This window comes from Aquimarina discodermiae (assembly GCF_040786235.1).
Classification (GTDB): domain Bacteria; phylum Bacteroidota; class Bacteroidia; order Flavobacteriales; family Flavobacteriaceae; genus Aquimarina.
In genome coordinates, this window is sequence record NZ_JBFMKP010000001.1 from 222,395 (window position 1) to 243,877 (window position 21,483).

A 21,483-nucleotide genomic window follows, 5' to 3' on the forward strand; every position below is an offset into this window, starting at 1 on the left:
AACTAAAATAGTAATTTTTAGAGTTACATTTACAAAAAGCCCTCTTTTAATCGATCAATAATGTGTGTTTTTTTTGTAATAAGCTATTTTTCAATACAATTCTACTCTTTTTTTTTGGAGTCATCTAGTGTTTTCAAATATAAATTACGGCACTTTTTTTATTAATTACGGTAAATAGACAAAAAAAGCTTTAATAATCAAAACCATTAGGAGTAGACTTATTAACTATCTAAGTCGTCATTGTTGTTAATAAATTACGTATATTAGGTAATAAATACGTTGTTAAAACTGTCTTAATTTACGTAAATTAGCGCGTTTGAATTAATTAATTTTTGAATTAAATAAAATTTTATGGCTGACGGAGAAAAGCTTATACCTATCAATATAGAAGATGAGATGAAATCAGCATACATTGATTACTCAATGTCTGTTATTGTATCTCGGGCACTACCAGATGTTAGGGATGGTCTTAAACCCGTACATAGACGTGTTTTATATGGTATGTACGAACTAGGTGTTAAAGCAAATAGTGCTCATAAGAAATCTGCAAGAATTGTAGGAGAGGTGCTAGGGAAATATCACCCGCATGGGGATACTTCTGTATATGATACCATGGTTCGAATGGCTCAGGAGTGGAGTTTGAGATATATGTTGGTTGACGGGCAAGGTAACTTTGGTTCTGTAGATGGTGATAGTCCAGCTGCAATGCGTTATACCGAAGCAAGAATGCGTAAGATATCTGAAGATATGCTTGCAGATATCGAAAAGGATACGGTAGATCATACTTTAAATTTTGATGATACACTTAAAGAACCTACTGTTTTACCGACTCGAGTACCTGGATTACTTATAAATGGTGCATCGGGTATTGCTGTTGGTATGGCAACTAATATGCCACCTCATAATCTAAGTGAAGTAGTAGATGGAACTATAGCATATATCGAAAACGATGCGATAGAAATTGATGAATTAATACAACATATCAAAGCTCCTGATTTTCCTACAGGAGGTATCATATATGGATATGATGGTGTTCGAGAAGCTTTTAAAACTGGAAGAGGTAGAATCGTAATGCGTGCCAAAGCTAGTTTTGAAGAAGTGAATGGTAGAGAATGCATCATCGTTACAGAAATCCCATATCAGGTTAATAAGGCTGATATGATTAAAAAAACTGCAGATCTTGTTAATGATAAGAAGATAGATGGGATTTCATCGATAAGAGATGAATCCGATAGAAAAGGTATGCGTATCGTTTATATTTTGAAGCGTGATGCAATACCTAATATAGTTCTTAATCTATTATATAAGTATACAGCTTTACAATCTTCTTTTAGTGTTAATAATATTGCGTTGGTTAATGGTCGACCACAATTATTGAACGTAAAAGAAATGATTCATTATTTTGTAGAGCATAGACATGAGGTTGTTGTTCGTAGAACAAAATATGAACTCAAGAAAGCAGAAGAACGTGCACATATTCTTGAAGGATTAATTATTGCTTCAGACAATATTGATGAAGTTATAGCGTTAATACGTTCTTCGGCGAATGCTGATGAGGCCCGTGAAAAATTAATGGAACGCTTTAAGCTTTCTGAAATTCAGGCAAAAGCAATTGTCGAAATGCGTTTGCGTCAATTAACAGGACTAGAGCAAGACAAGTTACGTGCAGAGTATGATGAGTTGATGAAAACCATAGAAGATCTTAAAGATATCTTAGCTAAGAAAGAGCGTAGAATGGATATTATTAAAGAAGAACTTCAAGAGGTTAAAGATAAATACGGTGATGAACGTCGTTCTCAAATAGAATATGCCGGTGGAGACTTAAGTATCGAAGATATGATTCCGGATGAAAAAGTAGTGATTACAATTTCACATGCTGGGTATATTAAAAGAACTTCTCTTAATGAGTATAAAAAACAAAATAGAGGAGGAGTAGGTCAAAAAGGAAGTACAACACGTAATGAAGATTTTCTAGAACATTTATTTGTTGGAACGAATCATCAATATATGTTGTTCTTTACGCAAAACGGTAAATGTTTTTGGATGAGAGTATATGAAATTCCTGAAGGTAGTAAAACATCTAAAGGAAGAGCAATACAAAATCTAATTAATATTCATAATGATGATAAGGTAAAAGCGTTTATATGTACACAGGATCTTAAAGACGAAGAGTATATAAATTCACATTATGTCATTATGGCTACCAAAAAGGGACAGGTTAAGAAAACCTCATTAGAGCAATATTCTAGACCTAGAACAAATGGTATTAATGCAATTACAATTAAAGAAAATGATGAGCTTCTTGAGGCAAAATTAACCAACGGAAAGAGTCAAGTGATGCTGGCGGTAAAATCAGGAAAAGCAATTCGTTTTGAAGAAGAAAAGACCAGACCTATGGGGCGTGGTGCTTCTGGTGTTAGAGGTATACGATTGGCCGATGAAGAAGATGAAGTAATAGGAATGGTAGCAGTTAATGAAATGGAAAGTAATATCCTTGTAGTCTCTGAAAATGGCTATGGAAAACGTTCTAAATTAGAAGACTATAGAATAACAAACAGAGGTGGTAAAGGAGTAAAAACCATTTCTGTTACAGACAAAACAGGTAAGCTGGTTGCTATTAAAAATGTAACAGATTCTGATGATTTAATGATTATTAATAAGTCTGGAATTGCGATTCGTCTTGCTATAGAAGATTTACGTGTAATGGGAAGAGCAACACAAGGTGTGCGTCTTATAAATTTAAAAGGTAAAGACTCTATTGCTGCTGTTGCCAAAGTCATGCATGATGAGGACAATATCGATGATGAAAACGATGAGGAAATCGGCAATGAAAATGCCGCAGATGGCACGAATATTGATAATTAAAAGAAACAACAATAATTAAATCCCAATATTAAAATTAACAAGTAATGAAAACTAAATTTATCGTAGTATTATTCTTAGCTTTTAGCGCTATCGGATTTTCACAGAAGCAAGCTATAAAAGCGGCAGCTAAAGCTATAAAATCTGGGCAGCTAGATGTAGCTAGCGATGCTTTAAAAGCTGCAGAAGGACAATTAGGAGCAGCAGATGAAAAGATGAAAGCACAATATTATTTCCTTAAAGGAAAAGTATTTTCTGCTTCTGCTGGTGACTCTTTAGAGAAAATGGAAGGGGCTGCTAATGCATACAATAAAGCAATAGAAGTAGAAAAAGCTGCTGGTGGATCAAAATATACAGTAGAAGCAACTAAAAATATTCAAAGTTTGGTTGCTACATTAATAGATAGTGCTATTAAGGATCAAAATGCGAAGAATTATAAAACTGCATCAAAGAAGTTATATCTTAGTTATACCATAGAAAAAGGAGATGGGACTTATTTATATTATGCAGCTGGTAATGCAATTAATGCCCAAGATTATGATACAGCATTAAAGTATTATAATGAATTACAAGATCTAGGATATACAGGAATTAAAAAAGAATTTGTAGCTACAAAAAAGGAAACTGGTGAGATTGAAGTTTTTGGTTCTAAACAACTAAGAGATGTTTCTGTAAAAAGTGGAGAGTATATCAAGCCTGAGGTTAGAACTTCAGAATCTAAAAAAGGAGAAATAGCTAAGAATATTGCCTTAATTTATGTAAGTCAAGGAAAAAATAAAGAAGCTATTACTGCTATAGAAAACGCTTCAAAAGAAAATCCAAATGATGCTACACTTATGCAGGCAGAAGCAGATTTGTATTATAAATTAGGAAATATTGAGAAATATAAAGAGTTGATGGAGAAAATTGTTGCTAACGATCCAGAAAACCCTGATTTGTTATATAACTTAGGAGTAAGCGCTTCTCGTTTAGGTGATAATGATCAAGCATTAGTATACTATAAAAAAGCACTAGAGATTAAGCCAGATTACACTTCTGCTCAAATAAATATAGCTGCTTTGATCTTAGGAAAAGAAAAAAGTGTTGTAGATGAAATGAATGCATTAGGAACTTCTAGTGCTGATAATAAGCGTTACGAAGTACTTAAGAAAGAGAGACAAAATATTTATACAAGTGCAGTTCCTTATTTAGAAGGTGCCTTAAAAAGTAACCCTGATAACATAGATGCGATTCGTACATTAATGAATATCTTTTATCAGTTAGATGACCCTAAAGCAGATATTATGAAAAATAAACTAAAAGCTTTAGAGGGAGGTAACTAAAATATATAGTTATAAATAATATAAAAAGGGGAGTATTAAAAAATACTCTCCTTTTTATATATGTCGTTTTTCTTCTTTTGTAATACTAATTCTATAGTATGTAATTAACTATAATGATTTTTGTTAGAAAGAAGATGTAATGGTGTGTCTGTTATAAAATAATTGAACTAAAAAAAACCACCGTTTTAAACGGTGGTTAATAGTATATATTTTGAGATGATAGCTATTTTATCTTAATTCTGCTCCTAATTTGGTTTCAAAATTATGTTGTAATTTGTTCATTATTTTATCAATCTGTTTATCTGTAAGTGTTTTATTTTCATCCTGAATAATAAAACTTACCGCATAAGACTTTTTGCCGTTAGGAAGATTTTCTCCTTGATATACATCGAATAAGTTCACTTCTTTTAGAAGTTGTTTTTCTGTCTGTTTGGCCAGAGTATGAATATCTTCAAATTTAACTGATTCTTCTAATAAGAGCGCAAAATCTCTTCTTACTTCTGGAAACTTAGGGATTTCTGTATATTTTATCTTGTTGTGTTGGGCAAAATTTAATACAGCATCCCAATTAAAATCGGCAAACCATACTTCTTGAGAAATTGCAAAATGCTTAAGAACAGATTTTTTAACATTTCCAAAATCAACCAATTTGGTCTTGCCTAATGACAATGATAAACCTTCAGTAAAAATATCATTTTTTATCGGAGATGATTTTAGTTTATTTAGCCCCAAGCGCTCCAGAACAGAAATTACAATTCCTTTTAAGTAAAAGAAATCACTTCCCTTAGAGTTAGCAACCCAAGACTCTTTGGATCGATCACCAGAAATAAGAACACTTAAGTGTTTGTTCTCGATTCTTTCATTTTCGTAAAGGTGGTATGTTTTTCCGAATTCGAACAATTTTAGATTTGACCGTTTTCTGTTACTGTTGTATGCAATAGCTTCTAGCCCAGAAAATAACATAGACTGTCGCATAACTGCTAAATCATTACTTAAGGGATTTAGCATTAGTATATTGTTGTCCTCTTTTATTTGTTCGCTTAGACTGGTATATTCTGGCGAAGTCAATGAGTTAGACATCATTTCATGAAACCCTTGACCAACAAACTGATTCGAAATGGTATTTTGTACCGAGTGATCTGCAAATTTGTCGATATTAGAGATAGAAGCATTTAGTTTTTGAGTAAAACCAATATTGTTATATCCATATACTCTAAGCACTTCTTCTATGACATCTGCTTCTCTTTGTACATCATTTCTATAAGCAGGGATTGTGAGTCCTACACCCAGTTCTGTAACACTATTAATTTTTATATCCAAAGAGGTAAGAATACTTTTGATAGTATCAGAAGGAAGTTCTTCTCCGATAAGCTTAGTAGCATTTTCGAACGATAAAAAAACCTGAGTATCTTCAATCTTTTTAGGATATAGATCTGTAATTTCACTAGAAATGATTCCTCCGGCTAATTCTTGTATCAATAAAGCAGCTCTCTTTAAAGCATACTCTGTAATATTAGGATCAATGCCTCTTTCAAACCTAAAGGAAGCATCAGTATTTAAACTATGTCTTTTTGCAGTTTTTCTAACACTAACAGGATTAAAGTAGGCGCTTTCTAAGAATATAGAGGTGGTGCTTTCTGTTACCCCAGAGTTAATACCACCAAAAACACCTGCAATACAAAGCGGTTTTACAGCATCACAAATCATAAGATCCTCTGCATGTAGTTCTCTTTCTACTTCATCGAGAGTTGTGAATTTTGTGCCAGCTTTAACAGTTTTTACTTCAATCTTTTCACCTTCAATATAATGTGCATCAAACGCATGCAAAGGTTGCCCTAGTTCGTGTAATACATAATTAGTTACATCTACAATATTGTTTTTGGGAGTAATTCCTATTGCTTTTAATCGATGTTGTAGCCAACTTGGAGATTCATTAACCTTAACGTTAGAAATTGTTACTCCACAATATCTTGGTGCCAGATCAGTATTCGCTACTTCGATATCAATTTTATGCAATCTGTTTTCAACTCTAAAGTTACTTACCGATGGCGTAATAAGTTCTATATTTATATCCTTTTGCAATAATCCGGCTTTAAGATCACGGGCTGTACCCCAATGACTCATGGCATCGGCACGATTAGGTGTCAATCCAATTTCAAAAATCTGATCATTTTCGATGTCAAAAACGGTAGAAGCTTTGGTACCTACAGGAATATCGGCATCTAATACCATGATTCCATCATGTGCTTTTCCCAATCCTAATTCATCTTCGGCACAAATCATACCGTGGCTTTCTTCACCTCTAATTTTCCCCTTTTTTATTGTCCATTCCTGGCCATTATCATCGTAAAGTTTGGTGCCAATTGTAGCAACAGGAACTTTTTGACCTACCGCAACGTTTGGTGCTCCACAAACAATTTGTACGGGTTCTGGACCTCCTAGGTCTACCTTTGTAACCTTTAATTTGTCGGCATTAGGATGTTTTTCACAGTTTAGTACTTGCCCTACAACAACACCTTCTAAGCCTCCTTTAACACTTTGAAAGCTTTCTATTCCTTCTACTTCGAGTCCTAAGTCAGTAAGAAGTTCGCCCGCCTTTTCTGCATCCCAGTTTAGATTGATAAATTGTTTTAGCCAGTTGTATGAAATCTTCATTTGTAATCTTTCTTAATTCAGTCGGTAAAGATAATATATTGCCTAAAGGTTACAAACAAGAACGATCTTATCTTCATAAAATATGACCTATAAATGTTAAGTACTTTCTATTTCAGTCTAATTATACTGATCAATAGTAAATTAATGAAAAATAACTATTCTAGAAACAGACTATTTTAAATCTTGTTTGTTTGCAAACTCGTTTTTATGTTTTTTAAATAGCGTAGTTAAGATGGTTAGGGGCTCATCAAAAGGAACTGAAGTAGAGATTCCTTGTTTCATAATCCATTCTTCTTCCCAATTTCGCATATTTTGTTTTTTATCAGCACTCTCGTCTTGATGATAATTAACCCATCTTGGAACATAGTAATCTCGAATCAAACCACTCCAAACTCTACCAGAATAATCATTAACAGGGTCGCCACCCCAAGTGGTTAATAACCTTTTTGCATTAGATTCATAGTAGTTTTTATCTTTTTCTGTATCTCCCCAGTTTCTGGCAAAATCTACCCATTCTTGCAGATTTCGATTAGGGTGAGAAGCTAATAGCTTATCCATGATGAGTAGTAATTCCATAACTTCATCTAATTGTTTTGATTTTTCTTCTGTTTCATTATCAAGAAAATCTAGCAATTTTTGATCTGCTACTAACCCAAGATATTGTACTGCTATTTCGATGGCATCTATTTTAAAAAGTTCACTGTTTTTTAGTTGAGGAATACAGTTTAAAAAATATTCGACGGCTTTGCCAAATTCTTCAGATTTGTGAACAGTAGCATGATCTTCGACACCTTCTGGTTTTTTATAAGGTCTAAATTGATATCGGTGCATAGGGTGATCGGTAAAAGATCCGAATGCCGATTTATTGAGCCATTCGAAAGCTGTTTTCATATCTTCGGGAAAAGCTCCATAACGCTGAATACAATATTTTTCTACCCATGGATTTAACTCTATTTTTTCTTTTGTCCAGGCTATATCTGATAATAATTCATATACTATTTCATTATTTTCGATTCCTTCTGGGGCAAAACCAAAACCAACCAGATTCTTTTTGTTTTCATAATTAAGAGCGAGAGAAGGAATAGAGGCATATATATCTAATTTTCCGTTCAGTGGTATTTTACCTCCCATATTGGGTATAAAAGAGTAAATCCATTTCTTACCAAAAAAGCCGTCATACATTTTCCAGGAAGGATCTATTTTCCAGAATACATGATTGTATTCATTAGCCAAATCTAATATTAATAATTTGTCATCTGGTACTTTAGAAACTAGTGCTCCCAATCGTTCTGGTGTCCAGAATAATTTTCTGTTTTCATCTTTGTGATAAGGAAAGGTCCACCCTTGCATTACCCAAGTTGCATCTGGGTTTTCTTTTTTAATAGATTCATATACCGATCCTCCATAGATTGCCAATTCTTCAAGAGCTTTTTGAGGATCTTTAGAAAGTGGAGCATCCATTTCGTTAAAGCTATCTGCTAGATAATATTCGCCTTTGCCAAATTCTTTTTCCCACTCTTTGATGTATAGAGCTCCTATTTTAATAAAAAGATCACTGTCTGGGGATAGGATAAAACCATTATTTTCTTTGGGTAGTCCACCTCCCCATCCTAATTCACGAACTTCGGCTTCTGGGAAAACTCTTTTTATACCTTTAGGGACAAAACCTGCAAAAGCATGAATAATAGGGCTCATATCTAGTTTTTTCATACGATCCAGCATTTGGTGCGTTAGAGCAATTTGTTTTGGAAAATATGAATCGGGTAGAGGACCATCCCAACCGTTTAAATTTCCCATTCTATTCCATGGGAAATGAGCAGGGCCAGAAAAATATTGATCGATTTCTGATTTTGTAAGACCAATATTTTGAAAAACTCTGGATAGAATTGCTTCATGCGCCCCTCCAATAAGAGGCATGTTAATACCATGAATGGCCATCCAGTCTATTTCTTTTTCCCAACGTTTCCAATCCCAATATGCGGTGGTATATCCATGAGTTACTACATTAAAGTAATAGCGAAACTGATAAGGACTTTCTACTTTCTTGTTAACATTAGGTAGCTCTTTGGGGATGTTAATAGTATTACCAGACCAACTATAAATGTTATTACATTCGCTTTTTAGATAATCATATACACCTCTGCAAAGTGCTATTTGAGAGTTACCATTTATAAAAATTTTGGTGCCTTGCTTTTGAATCGAAAACCAATCTGTTTTTAACGTATCTTGCTCGATTTGTAGTACAAAATTTTCAGCGTTTGTTTTACCAATGGTACGCTCTAATACTTCTTGTGCAGCTAGTTTTTCTTCAACTTTTTGTGTAACGGGTTCTGAGCAACTAATAATACTAAAAAAAAGCCCTAGAATTATATAAGAAACATATGTTTTCATTGATATGATGTTTAAATAGGAATTGATGAATGAATTGTGTTTTGTGAATTTAAAAAGATGCTATCATTAATAATGTTGTTTATAGCATCACTGTTAATAAAAGGTGTTTTTTTAGCTTGATCTTGCGCATAAATAGAAATGTTTGCATAAAAAAACATGTAAAAAAAAGTAGTAATTATTTGATTCATTTTAAAACAATTTATGCGATAAAGAAGTGTTTTTTCTAGTTTGAAAGAAAGAGTTAAAATAGAAAAAATAAGAGAATATGCTAGGTTGATACTGTAATTTTAATATTAGAAAAATTAATATTTTTCATAAAAAAACACCTAAAGCATCGATTCGATATTTCTTTAGGTGTTTTCAAACTCAACTTTTTACTTTTCTATATTATTTTATAAATTTTAATCTACTAAATTATTTGTCTGTATTTCTGATAGAGGAATAGGGAAATAAGAGTGTTCGGAAGCATTAAACCCTGTTCTTCCCACTGCTTGCATGGCGGTATCCAGTAATCCCCAACGGCGCAGGTCATTAAAACGAGTTGATTCTAGTGTCAATTCCATAGTTCGCTCATGCATAATTTGTGTTTTTACGTCTGCCTGCGAAGTTGCTGTAATTGGAGGCATTAAACCATGAACGTCTCGTATGTTGTTAATGATTGGAATAGCTTCGTCTGTTTTTCCTGTTTCATTCAGAGCTTCTGCATACATTAAAAGCACATCGGCATAACGCATTAAAACGACATTTACACCAACATATCCATTATCTCTCACAAAGTTAGGTAACCATTTTCTAAAATAGGCACTATTGTCTTTGGCATCCGGAGATTGATAGGTGTCGTTTATAAGAACGTCCCAGGTACTTCCTTGCATTTCGTTGGTAGAACCATCATTATAGAAAGGGTCTTTAAAATATACAGAGCCATATAGCCTGTTATCATAAAGTCCATTGGTTGCAATCATACCTTCTTTTTTCATTTCGTTTACAATAGAAATATTAGCTTCTATACCTCCCCATCCTCCAATGCACCAGTCGCCAACAAAGGCGTGGAGTCTTGTTGCGTTCCATGAGGTGCCATCTCCACTTTTAAACTGTAGTTCAAAAATAGATTCTGAATTATTCTCATTTTCACCATTAAAAAGGCTTAGGAAATCCTGTTCTAAACTATACACGCCACTATCTACTACCTGTTTGAAGGCAGCAGCAGCATTATCAAAATCATTATTTTCTGCAGAGGATGTATCTCCTGCTTTATGCAAATATGCTTTTCCTAAATAAGACAATGCTGCCCCTTTGGTAGCTCTTCCTAAATTTTCTGAGGATTGGGTAGCTGGGAGCATATTTGCAGCACTTTCAAAATCATTGAGAATAGCTTCCCAGGCTTCGGATCTGGTAGATAAAGATTTATCTATGTTTTCTAGGGTTACCATTTCATCCCTTAACACAATTTGTTCAAATAGGGTAAGTAGTTTGAAATGGTAGTAGCCTCTTAAAAAAGTAGCTTCTCCTATGATTTGCTGTTTATCTGAAGAAGAAATTTGCTCTGAGGTCATTTCACCCACTTTGGTAATTACTTGGTTGGCAAAATTAAGTCCTTTGTAATTTGTTTTCCACATCACGTCCAAAAATACATGTCCATTGGTGTATTCGAAGTTAAACATAGACATCCAGTGTCCATAATTTGTGGCATCAGGCCCAGGTAGAGCATAATCAGACCTAAAATATTCTACCACAGGACGTCCTTCTTGCCATCCATCCCAAAAATTACTTCGAGACTCTAATTCTGCATAGGCTGCGGTTAGACCACCTTGTGCATCTTCTAGATTTCTCCAGAAAACTTCGGTAGTTAATTGATCGGGTGGAGACTGATCTATGAATTTATCATCTTCACAGGATACTATGCATAGTATCGCTACTACTATTGAGATTATATGATATTTTTTCATTGCTTTTATTTTTTAATTAAAAACCTAATTGTACTCCAAAAATCACAGATTTGTATTTTGGGAATAAGTTTCTGTCAATTCCTCTTGATAATACTTTTTGTGTAGTATCATTGGAGAAAGAAATACCACCAATTTCGGGGTCTAAACCATTATAATTGGTAATGGTAAATAGATTTTGGCCAGTGATGTATACTCTGATTTTATCAAAATGCACTTTTTCTAAAACATTTTGATGAATAGAATACCCTAACTGAATTGTTTTTACACGTAAATAATCACCATCTTCCAAGAAACGAGTAGAAGCTCGATTATTTCTATTAGGATCACCCAGAACTGCTCTTGGAACACTTGTATTGGTGTTACTGGGGGTCCAAGCGTTTAGAGCTTCTTCTCTGTAATTTCTTCCGGTATCCAAACTCATTAATCTGAAATCATTACCGTTATAGATTTTATTACCTCCAACACCTTGTAAAAATACATTGAGATCAAATCCTTTATATTCTGCATTTAGGTTTAAACTATATTCATAGGTAGGAATGGCAGACCCCATATGAACTTCATCCTCTTCATCAATGACTCCATCGTTGTTTTGATCTATAAATCGTATATCCCCCGGTTGTGCAGTATCTGTCTGTGCCCCGTGAGCATCGATTTCTGCTTGATTTTGAAAGATTCCATCGGCAACAGGTAGGAAATAAGCACCTGGTTCATAACCTACTTTGGTTTGATTTACAAAATGATCAGACCCAAATAATAAGCCAATACCTCTTAGTACCTGATCTTCATTACTTAATTTAGTTACCTCGGTTTTTGTAGTGGTAAAGGTAGCAAAAGCCCCATATTTAAATTCATGATCTCGATTGGTATACCCAACTTCTATTTCAATACCGTTATTAGTAAACTCTCCTATATTTACAATATCACTTTCAACACCTCCAGAAGAAGGGAAGTCTTTAGTAATTAATAAATCATCCGTAGTACTGTTGTAATAATTGATGGCTCCGGTTAATCGATTTTTTATCATTGCAAAATCCAATCCAAAATTTGAAGAAGTAGTTGTTTCCCAGCGTAAATCGTTGTTAGGTAACTTTCTTGCAATACTACCTTGATTAGATGTTTGTGGGTCACCAAAAACATACCCCCCGTTATTCTGATCTTTTCCTTGACTAATTAAAGCGATATAATCAAAATACCCCAAAGCAGCATCGTTACCAGCCTGTCCCCAGCTATATCTTAATTTTAGGAAATCAAAAATGTTTTGATTTTGCATAAATTTTTCATCAGTAATTTTCCATCCCGTTGCAAAAGAGGGGAAAGTTCCATATCGATAATTACTTCCGAATTTAGAAGTTCCATCCCTACGGATACTTGCTTGGAAAAGATATTTATCATCTAAGGCGTAATTGATTCGACCAAATTGTGATACCAAATTATAGGTAGGGTTGGTTCCTTCTGCCGAGTAGGTACCGTCTGCAAAAGCATTTAGGGTATTGAAGCTAGGGTCTAGTATAATTGCAGGAATCCTATCTCCATTCTCATCTAGTTTAAATCCTTCTCCTTGTGCATAAGTCTCTCTAAAAGGTTCGCTAATGCGTTGGTAACCTCCTAATATATCGAATTTATGTTTATTGATTTCGAAATCATATTTTAAGGTATATTGTTGATTGATTCTTCTAAATTTGGAGTTATACTCAGAAATAAAAGCAAACATATCATCATCATCTTCTATTCGAGTAACTCTATAAGGTTCATGAAAATTGTAAGTATAAGTATCTGTAGTAGCTAAAGAGAGGTTGGCCTTAAAATTTAATCCCTTTAGAATTTCATATCCTATATCAATGTTTCCTAAAAAATAATTTAATTTAGTGTATTGTTCAAGAAAATGATCATCACCTACAGGATTTCTATGACCAGGCATACCTTCGTCATTGTACCCAAAACCAGATTCTTTAGTAACATCTCTAACAGGGATTAAAGGAGAAATAAAATACGTCTCCCTAATAGAAAATTTATGGTTTTCTCTTCGGGTTTCACTATAATTTAAATTTGTAGCAATTTTGAATTTTCCTTTAGAGGTTCCCAGGTTAAGAGTTAATCCTTTTTTGGTAAATGAGGAACCAATAAGAATACCTTTTTCGTCTGCAAAATTACCTCCGATACTGTAATTTATATGTTCAGAGCCACCTGTTATTCGGGCATTAAGTAAATTAAGAACTCCATCTTTATGAGTTTTATCAATCCAATCTGTGTTTACATTTGGAGGGTTTTCTACATAAGATGGTAATGGTTCTCCTGCATTTTCGTATATCTGTCGATGAACATTTACATATCCATCTGCATCTAATAACTTCATTTCGTTTCGTAAGGTATTAATACTTACCGATGAGTTGATTTCTACTTTTGTTTTCTGCTTGTTTCCTTGTTTAGTAGATATTATAATTACTCCATTGGCAGCTCTTGTACCGTAAATTGCAGAAGAAGCGGCATCTTTTAAGACCTCTATAGATGCTATATTATTAGGGTCAATAAAATAAGGATCGGCTTGTACCCCATCTACTATATATAAAGGTTGGTTGTTGCCGAAAGTTGCAGTACCTCTTATCATAATATCGGCTATTCCACCCGGACTACCAGAAGAAGAGGTTACATTAATTCCAGAGACCCTTCCTTGTATAGCATCTATAGGATTGGTTACAACAACGTTGTTTAAATCTTCAGTTTTTATAGAGCTAATAGCCCCAGTTACATCACTTCGTTTTTGTGTGCCATAACCAACGATTACAATTTCATCTAATGTTTGTGAATCGACTTCCAAGCTTACATCAATAACTGTTTGGTTACCTACCAGTGCCTCTTTTGTGGTAAATCCTAAGTATTGAAATACTAGAATAGTTTGCGTTCCTTCGACCTCAATAGAGTATTTACCATCAAAGTCTGTTTGCGTTCCGGTTGTGGTATTACCTTTTACTGTAATGTTAACTCCCGGTAGGGGAGAAGATGTGCTATTGTTTTCGGTAACAGTACCCGTGATTACGATATTTTGTGCTTGGGAGACGTGAGTGAATCCTAATAAAGTAAAACCAAGTAGTGTTAATAAAAATGAATAGCATCGGTGTTTCCGTTTTTTTGCTTTCATGAATACTTTGTTTTTAATTGATAAAAATGATTTTCGTAAAGTGTTTACAGTTAAAACATTACGGCTAATGTATTTTTTTATTTTTAAATAACCAACCTGTACCTACCAGTTTGTTAATTAAAAAATAATCTTATATTTGCGATATGAGTATTATATCTATACAATCAAATCTTGGAGTACCGAAATACAAACAAATTATTGCATCGATAGAAAATGCAATTGTAGACGGTCATGTAAAAAGAGGAGATAAATTACCCTCTATAAATAGTATTCGAAATAGATTTTCTCTTTCTAGAGATACGGTGATGTTGGCTTATAATGAGTTAAAAGTAAGAGGTATTGTACAGTCTATTCCGGGAAAAGGATATTATATAAAAAGTGAAGATATTCGAACAAAACAGAAAATATTTTTACTGTTCGATGAATTAAATGCTTTTAAAGAAGATTTGTACAACTCATTTTTAAGCAACTTAGAAGAAAATGTGGTTGTAGATATATTTTTTCATCATTTTAATCATAGCGTATTTAGTAAATTGATCTACGATAATTTAGGAGATTATAATTACTATGTAATTATGCCTGCAAATCTTAAAGATATTGATGGTGTTATAGAAAAACTCCCAAATGATAAAGTATTTATTTTAGATCAATATCATGAGGAGTTGTCCAGGTATCCAACGATTTATCAAAATTTTGAGAAAGATATGTTTAATGGACTCTTAGATGGAGTAGAACTTCTAAAGAAATACAAAAAATTGGTGCTACTTTTTCCTGAAGAAAAACAACCCATAGGGATGTATAATGGTTTTACATCGTTTTGTAAGCAAAATAAATTTGAGTATGAGGTAATAGCTACCCTAAACGAAAGAGAACCAAATAAAGGAGAAGTATATTTAATACCAGATGATAGAAATTTAATATTAATTATAAAGAAGATTAAAGAAAAAAGATTAATTCTGTCTCATGATATAGGTATCATTTCTTATAATGATACGTTGTTGAAAGAAATTGTCGAAGATGGGATTACTACTATTTCTACCGACTTTAATAAAATGGGAGAAAGATTAGCGCAGATGATTAAAAATAAAGAGCGATTAAAAATAGAAAATCCGAATACTTTAATTTTAAGAAACTCATTATAATTAAATAGAAAAGTATGTTTAAGATTGATCATATACAGGATGAAAACTCAAACCTGGATCAAGTTGAATTAAAAAGCACAGATAATAAATCACAAGCAAAAATTGCTATTCGTTTAGGCGGTAGTTTGCAAGAATTGTTACTAGATAACCAAATGATAATTAAAAATCTATCCCCTCTAAGTTATGATGTGTCATACGCATCTGCAATTTTATTCCCTTTTACAAATAGGGTAGAAAATGGAGAGTATACTTTTGGACAAAATCAGTATTCATTAGAGGTAAACTCTAAAGAAGAAAATAATGCGCTGCATGGTTTGGTATATAATAAAACTTTTAGATTGGTCGATGAGGAGACTTGTGATGATTATGCTTCAATCACTTTAAGTTACGATGAGGTCGAAAAAGTAAAAGGTTTTCCGTTCTATTATACCTTGTACTTAACCTATATTTTAAGACAAAGTACACTCGAATTGAAGGTAATTGTAAAGAATAAAGATGAAAAAGCATTCCCTTTTAATATTGGATGGCATCCTTATTTCTGGAGTACAGATTTATACCATAGTTTTTTATCTGTAGACAGTAATAAAAAAATATCTTTTGATGAAAAAATGATTCCTGTTAAGGTAGATGATATAAATCTTAATGGAGAGATACAGGTTAGAGGGAAGAGTTTTGATGATTGTTATGTTCTCAATAATAACGAAGTCGATTTTAGAACACCAGATTATTGCGTTAATATACGTTCTTCTTCTCATGAAAATTATTTACAAATCTATACTCCAGAAGGGATAGATGCTATTGCAATAGAGCCTGTTACAGGACCATCGAATAGCTTTAATAATAAGTTTGGGTTGCAGGTGTTGAATGCAGGAGAAGAATATAATGTGACTTGGATAATTAAAATAAAAGATGATGAATAATAAATTAGGTTATCTGTCAATACTGTTTTTAATCTTTTGTTTGGGGTGTAAACAGGAGGCTACATTAAAAGAATCTCCAGAATCTTCTACTGTAGTAAAGGAAACCCAAGAAGAGTATTTAATCACAAGTATGGATATACTTAATTATGTAGGTACCCCAAAGCATAAGAAGGATAAAGAAATGTTGATGTTCTCTGATCAGGGAGCTTGGTTTGCCTACAGTATACCAGATAGTATTACTGTAGGGCAAGGGTTCTCAGGACCTTTCTTAATGACACAACAAAACGGGGTATGGAGTAGTGCAATGCTTTCTCAACTTTTAATACAAAGTGATAAAAATAAACCTGTTAAATGGAGTGAGCACACAAGTAAAAGCTATGCAAGCCATCTAGAACAGCAGTTTGTGAATAACAATATAGAATTAACACAAGAATTGATTTTTAGTTCTGGACATACCGCAATACAACGATCTACCATACAAAATGTAGGTGCAACCACTCAAAATTTATTGATTAGTTGGAGTAACCAACCCATTTTGGCAGATAGACTTAGTTTGTCTGCAAATAATAATGAGGTAACCATTAGATCATCGAAAACAGATGCAATTGGACATATCTTATTTCCTAGAGAAATAAAAGTTGCAAGTACGGATAGTTCATATGTAACTTCTTCGCAAAGAGTTGTTTTAGAACCTAATCAGTCTAAGGAAATAGTAATTTCTCAAACGTTTATATTTTCGAACTATTCATGGGATAAAGAAAAGCTTGCTATAATCGAATTAGATTGTAATAAAGCTAAAGATGTTAGAAAAAATGAAAAAAATAATCAATTAAAAGCCCTAACAGAAAATATAAATATTAACTTTAAGGACTATAGATATAAAGAGGTCATTGCTAAATCGCATTTGACATTACAAAATAACTGGCGTATTCCTGCCGGTGAGATAAAATATGAAGGGTTGTTTCCTAGTTATCATTATAAGTGGTTTAACGGTTTTTGGTCTTGGGACTCCTGGAAACATGCTGTTGGTTTGGCCTTTTATAATATAGATTTAGCAAAAAAGCAAGTAAAGCTTATGTTCGAGTTTCAGGATGAGGACGGCTTTGTAGCAGATTGTGTGTATAGAGATACTAGTATAGAAAATCACAATTATAGAGATACAAAACCACCATTATCAGCATGGGCAGTTGTCAAAATATTTGAAAAGGATAAGGATATCAATTTTGTGGAAGAATTATACCCCAAATTAAAGAAATACCACTATTGGTGGTATGAAAATCGAGATCATGATCAAGATGGTATATGCGAATATGGATCAACCGATGGTAGTTTGGTTGCTGCCAAATGGGAGAGTGGTATGGATAATGCCATAAGGTTCGATAACTCAAAAATCCTTAAGAATTCTGAAGGAGCGTATTCATTAAATCAAGAAAGTGTTGATTTAAATGCTTACCTATTCGCAGAAAAACATTATTTAATCATACTAGCCAATGCTCTAAACCATAAAGATGATGTAAAACGTTATACACTAGAGGCAAAAAAACTAAAAAGTGCTATTCAGGAACAATTTTATGATACAAAGGATAGATGGTTTTATGACACCAACCTAGAAGGTACTGATTTTGTTAAAGGAGAAGGAAGTGAAGGTTGGACTGCGTTGTGGGCAAATGTAGCTACAAAAGAACAGGCAGAAGCTGTGAAAAATAGAATGATGGACCCTAATAAGTTTTATACCAAAGTACCTTTTCAAACCATGAGTGCAGATCATCCCAAGTTTGATCCGCTTAAGGGATACTGGAGAGGACCGAATTGGTTGGATCAGGCTTATTTTGGGGTACGTGGTCTTCGTAATTATGGTTTTGATGATCTTGCAGATAAGGCAACAAAACAAATTATAGAAGGAGCAGAAGGAATTTTGGGAAAAGGAAAAGCAATAAGAGAAAATTATCACCCAATAACGGGTGAAGGGTTACACGCGCATAACTTTAGTTGGAGTGCAGCACATATATTAATGTTAATAATGAAAGATTAAATGGTAGGATATTCAGCATTACAGGTAACAGCAGACCAAGCAAAAGAAATTGCACAGGAATTGTTTGGTATAGAAGGATGTGTAACGCCGCTTCCGGGTGAAATAGATTTCAATTTTAGGATTAAAGTATCCGATGAAGAAGGATACATCCTAAAAATATCGCGCCCAGATGAGGATGAGAACTATTTAGATTTTCAGCAAGAATTATTGCAATATGTAGAAGAAGGAGAGGTAAATATTATTGCTCCAAAGGTGATAAGAGATGTTCATGGCAGGACAGTTTCAGAAGTTGTAGATACCCATGGTAATAATAGAAAAGTAAGATTATTATCTTGGATTTCTGGTAGAGTATGGAGTAGTGTAAATCCTCAATTAGACGATTTAAGATTTAGTTTGGGTGAGCAATGTGGTCTGTTAACTAAAGCACTGTATGGATTTGATCACATGGAAGCCCATCGCCAGTTTGAATGGGATATTGCCCAGTGTTTATGGACCGAAAAGCATATTCGCTTGTTTTCTCAAAAAGAGAAAAAAATGATATCTCATTTTCAAAGAAGATTTAAGGCAAAATTTGATTCTTATTCAGAATTAAGAAAAGCTGTTGTACACAATGATGCAAATGATAACAATGTTATTGTATCTGATGATTTTTTAAACCCTGTTGTGAAAGCAGCAATAGATTATGGAGATGCTATTCATACCCAGATTATTAATGATGTGGCAATTGCCTGCGCGTATGCTATTATGCATCATTTAGATCCGTTAGAGGCTGCTTTACCAGTGATTAAAGGATACAATGCTACTTTTCCTTTGCTGGAAGAAGAGTTGGATCATTTGTATAATGCAATTGCAATGCGTTTGGTAATATCGGTAACAAAGTCTGCACTTAACAAAATAAAAGAACCGGGCAATGAATATTTATTAATAAGTGAGAGATCTGCTTTAGAAATACTTGAAAAATGGCGTGATATAAACGAAGATTACGCACTTTATAGTTTTAGAGAAGCATGTGGGTTTGTCGCTCATCCCCAAGAGGTAGCGTTTAAAGAATGGGCAAGTCATACTCATTTCAAGTTATCAGAACTTTTTCCAACCGTATATAAAAATGAAGTTCATCCTATAGACTTAAGTATCGCAAGTACCTGGATGGGACATCAGCAAGATGTAAATGATCTAGAGGTATTTCAATTTAAAATTGGGCAGTTACAAAAACAAAATCCAGATAAGATTATAGCAGGAGGATATCTCGAATCTCGAGCACTCTATACAACAGCATCTTATAATAAGGTAGGCAATAATGGTAGAGAAAGTAGAAGTACTCATTTAGGAATAGACTTTTGGTTACCAGTAGGTACTTTTGTGCACTCACTGTTTGATGGTGAAATTGTTATTTCTGTAAAAAAAGAGGGAGACAAAGAGTACGGAGGCTTAATTGTTTTAAAGCATAAAATCTATAACATAGAATTTTATACTTTATATGGGCATCTTACTCTGGATTGCATAGAGAAAAAACAGGTAGGAGGTACCATAAAAAAAGGAGAATGTATTGGTAAATTAGGAGATTACCCAGAAAATGGAAATTGGCCTTCTCACTTACATTTTCAAATTTTACATTCGTTGTTAGATTACAAAGAAGACTTTCCTGGCGTAGCAAGCTTCAATCAAATCGGTGTATGGCAAAGTTTATGTCCTAACCCTAATTTATTATTTAAATTAGATGAGTTAGAAAAGAGAGAAGAGGTGCCTAATGAGGAACTAGTGTCTTTTCGAAAAAAGTACCTCGGAAAAAGTTTAAGCCTTCAATATAAAGAACCTATTAAGATGGTTCGTGGAAGCGGACAGTTTTTAATAGATCAATATGGTCAAAAATATCTTGATACCGTTAATAACGTTGCGCATGTAGGCCATGAACATAGAGGAGTGGTAAGTGCGGGGCAAGAACAAATGGCACTGATTAATACTAATTCTCGTTATTTACATGAAAATATTAATGAGTTAGCCAAAGAGCTTTTAAAAACGTTACCAGCAGAGTTAAGTGTGGTACATTTTGTAAATTCGGGAAGTGAAGCGAATGAGTTGGCGTTAAGAATGGTAAAAGCGTCTACCAAAGAAAAGGATATGATCGTATCAGAGATAGGATATCATGGTAATACCAATGCTTGTGTCGATATCAGTTCTTATAAATTTGATGGTAAAGGAGGAGAAGGAGCTCCAGAACATACGCATGTTTTTCCTCTACCAGATTCATATAGGGGGAAGTATAGAGGAGAAAATACAGGGAAAAAATATGCCAAAGAAGTACAAAAGCAAATAGAAAGGATACATGCCAAAGGAAGAGGTGTTGGTGCTTTGATTGTAGAACCTATCATAAGCTGTGGAGGTCAAATAGAGCTTCCTAATGGATTCTTGGCTCAAGCATATAAATATGTAAGAGAAGCAGGAGGACTTTGTGTTTCTGATGAGGTACAGGTGGGCTGCGGACGAGTGGGAAAAACTTTTTGGGGATTCCAATTACATAATGTAGTGCCCGATATTGTAACCATAGGTAAACCATTAGGAAATGGGCATCCGATTGCAGCAGTGGTTTGTACACAGGATGTGGCAGATAAATTTGCTAATGGGATGGAGTATTTTAATACGTTTGGAGGAAACCCTGTTTCCTGCGCTATAGGCCTAGAAGTTTTAAGAACCATAAAACGCGAAAAATTACAAGAAAATGCATTATTAGTAGGAGAGTTTCTAAAATGGGAATTGAATAAACTTTCCAAACAGTTTCCTATTATAGGAGATGTAAGAGGAGAAGGGTTATTTCTTGGGTTTGAATTGGTCGATGAAGCAATGAATCCATTAGCTGATGAAGCAGATTATCTTGTGAACAGGATGAAAGATCATGGAATTTTGATGAGTACAGATGGTCCGGATCACAATGTTTTAAAAATTAAGCCTCCTATTGTGTTTACAAAAGAAAATGCTGAAGAATTGATTTTTTATCTACAAAAGGTTTTTGGTGAAAATATGATGACAAAACATCTGTTTAAGCTTCCTGATGCAACCAAAAAAATAACTCTTTAAGCAAA

10 protein-coding genes are annotated in these 21,483 nt (G+C 33.7%); 6 read left to right on the forward strand and 4 right to left on the reverse strand.

Features of this window, described 5'->3' with window-relative positions; translation table 11 throughout:
- The first annotated feature begins 351 nt into the window (after positions 1 to 351).
- A complete protein-coding gene (gyrA, locus tag ABW636_RS00755) occupies positions 352 to 2,865 on the forward strand; it encodes a DNA gyrase subunit A (protein ID WP_367588033.1) in 2,514 nt (837 codons plus the stop codon).
- Positions 2,866 to 2,909: 44 nt separating this feature from the next.
- On the forward strand, positions 2,910 to 4,184 hold the full coding sequence (locus tag ABW636_RS00760; protein ID WP_367588034.1) for a tetratricopeptide repeat protein: 1,275 nt from the start codon (positions 2,910 to 2,912) through the stop codon (positions 4,182 to 4,184).
- A 228-nt stretch (positions 4,185 to 4,412) separates the two neighbouring features.
- Here ABW636_RS00760 and pheT read toward each other — a convergent pair whose 3' ends face one another.
- From pheT to ABW636_RS00780, 4 genes are all read right to left on the reverse strand, one after another.
- The gene (gene pheT, locus ABW636_RS00765; RefSeq protein WP_367588035.1) at positions 4,413 to 6,839 is read right to left on the reverse strand and encodes a phenylalanine--tRNA ligase subunit beta; all 2,427 of its coding nucleotides are present in this window, start codon (positions 6,837 to 6,839) and stop codon (positions 4,413 to 4,415) included.
- Positions 6,840 to 7,010: 171 nt separating this feature from the next.
- On the reverse strand, positions 7,011 to 9,230 hold the full coding sequence (locus tag ABW636_RS00770; protein WP_367588036.1) for an alpha-N-acetylglucosaminidase: 2,220 nt from the start codon (positions 9,228 to 9,230) through the stop codon (positions 7,011 to 7,013).
- 401 nt (positions 9,231 to 9,631) lie between these two features.
- Positions 9,632 to 11,176 carry a RagB/SusD family nutrient uptake outer membrane protein gene (locus tag ABW636_RS00775; RefSeq protein WP_367588037.1) on the reverse strand — a complete coding sequence of 515 codons (1,545 nt, stop codon included), beginning with the start codon at positions 11,174 to 11,176 and terminating at the stop codon, positions 9,632 to 9,634.
- A 16-nt stretch (positions 11,177 to 11,192) separates the two neighbouring features.
- Positions 11,193 to 14,312: a SusC/RagA family TonB-linked outer membrane protein gene (locus ABW636_RS00780; protein WP_367588038.1), complete on the reverse strand. Its 3,120-nt coding sequence runs from the start codon at positions 14,310 to 14,312 to the stop codon at positions 11,193 to 11,195.
- A gap of 143 nt (positions 14,313 to 14,455) precedes the next feature.
- Here ABW636_RS00780 and ABW636_RS00785 point away from each other — a divergent pair, with 143 nt between their 5' ends.
- The 4 genes from ABW636_RS00785 to ABW636_RS00800 are packed head-to-tail and all read left to right on the forward strand — an operon-like array spanning position 14,456 to position 21,478.
- Positions 14,456 to 15,454 carry a GntR family transcriptional regulator gene (locus ABW636_RS00785; RefSeq protein ID WP_367588039.1) on the forward strand — a complete coding sequence of 333 codons (999 nt, stop codon included), beginning with the start codon at positions 14,456 to 14,458 and terminating at the stop codon, positions 15,452 to 15,454.
- A 14-nt stretch (positions 15,455 to 15,468) separates the two neighbouring features.
- A complete protein-coding gene (locus tag ABW636_RS00790) occupies positions 15,469 to 16,374 on the forward strand; it encodes an aldose 1-epimerase (protein ID WP_367588040.1) in 906 nt (301 codons plus the stop codon).
- Entirely contained in the window at positions 16,367 to 18,406 is a 2,040-nt protein-coding gene (locus ABW636_RS00795; RefSeq protein WP_367588041.1) for an MGH1-like glycoside hydrolase domain-containing protein, read from the forward strand. Before ABW636_RS00790 ends, ABW636_RS00795 begins: the two co-directional genes overlap by 8 nt.
- Positions 18,407 to 21,478 carry an aminotransferase class III-fold pyridoxal phosphate-dependent enzyme gene (locus ABW636_RS00800; RefSeq protein ID WP_367588042.1) on the forward strand — a complete coding sequence of 1,024 codons (3,072 nt, stop codon included), beginning with the start codon at positions 18,407 to 18,409 and terminating at the stop codon, positions 21,476 to 21,478.
- Positions 21,479 to 21,483: the final 5 nt, after the last annotated feature.

Coding starts and splice junctions, on each gene's coding strand:
- ABW636_RS00760 (WP_367588034.1), top strand. CDS start 2,910: ATGAAAACTAAATTTATCGTAGTATTATTCTTAGCTTTTAGCGCTATC.
- ABW636_RS00795 (WP_367588041.1), top strand. CDS start 16,367: ATGAATAATAAATTAGGTTATCTGTCAATACTGTTTTTAATCTTTTGT.
- ABW636_RS00780 (WP_367588038.1), bottom strand. CDS start 14,312: ATGAAAGCAAAAAAACGGAAACACCGATGCTATTCATTTTTATTAACA.
- gyrA (WP_367588033.1), top strand. CDS start 352: ATGGCTGACGGAGAAAAGCTTATACCTATCAATATAGAAGATGAGATG.
- ABW636_RS00800 (WP_367588042.1), top strand. CDS start 18,407: ATGGTAGGATATTCAGCATTACAGGTAACAGCAGACCAAGCAAAAGAA.
- ABW636_RS00770 (WP_367588036.1), bottom strand. CDS start 9,230: ATGAAAACATATGTTTCTTATATAATTCTAGGGCTTTTTTTTAGTATT.
- ABW636_RS00790 (WP_367588040.1), top strand. CDS start 15,469: ATGTTTAAGATTGATCATATACAGGATGAAAACTCAAACCTGGATCAA.
- pheT (WP_367588035.1), bottom strand. CDS start 6,839: ATGAAGATTTCATACAACTGGCTAAAACAATTTATCAATCTAAACTGG.
- ABW636_RS00785 (WP_367588039.1), top strand. CDS start 14,456: ATGAGTATTATATCTATACAATCAAATCTTGGAGTACCGAAATACAAA.
- ABW636_RS00775 (WP_367588037.1), bottom strand. CDS start 11,176: ATGAAAAAATATCATATAATCTCAATAGTAGTAGCGATACTATGCATA.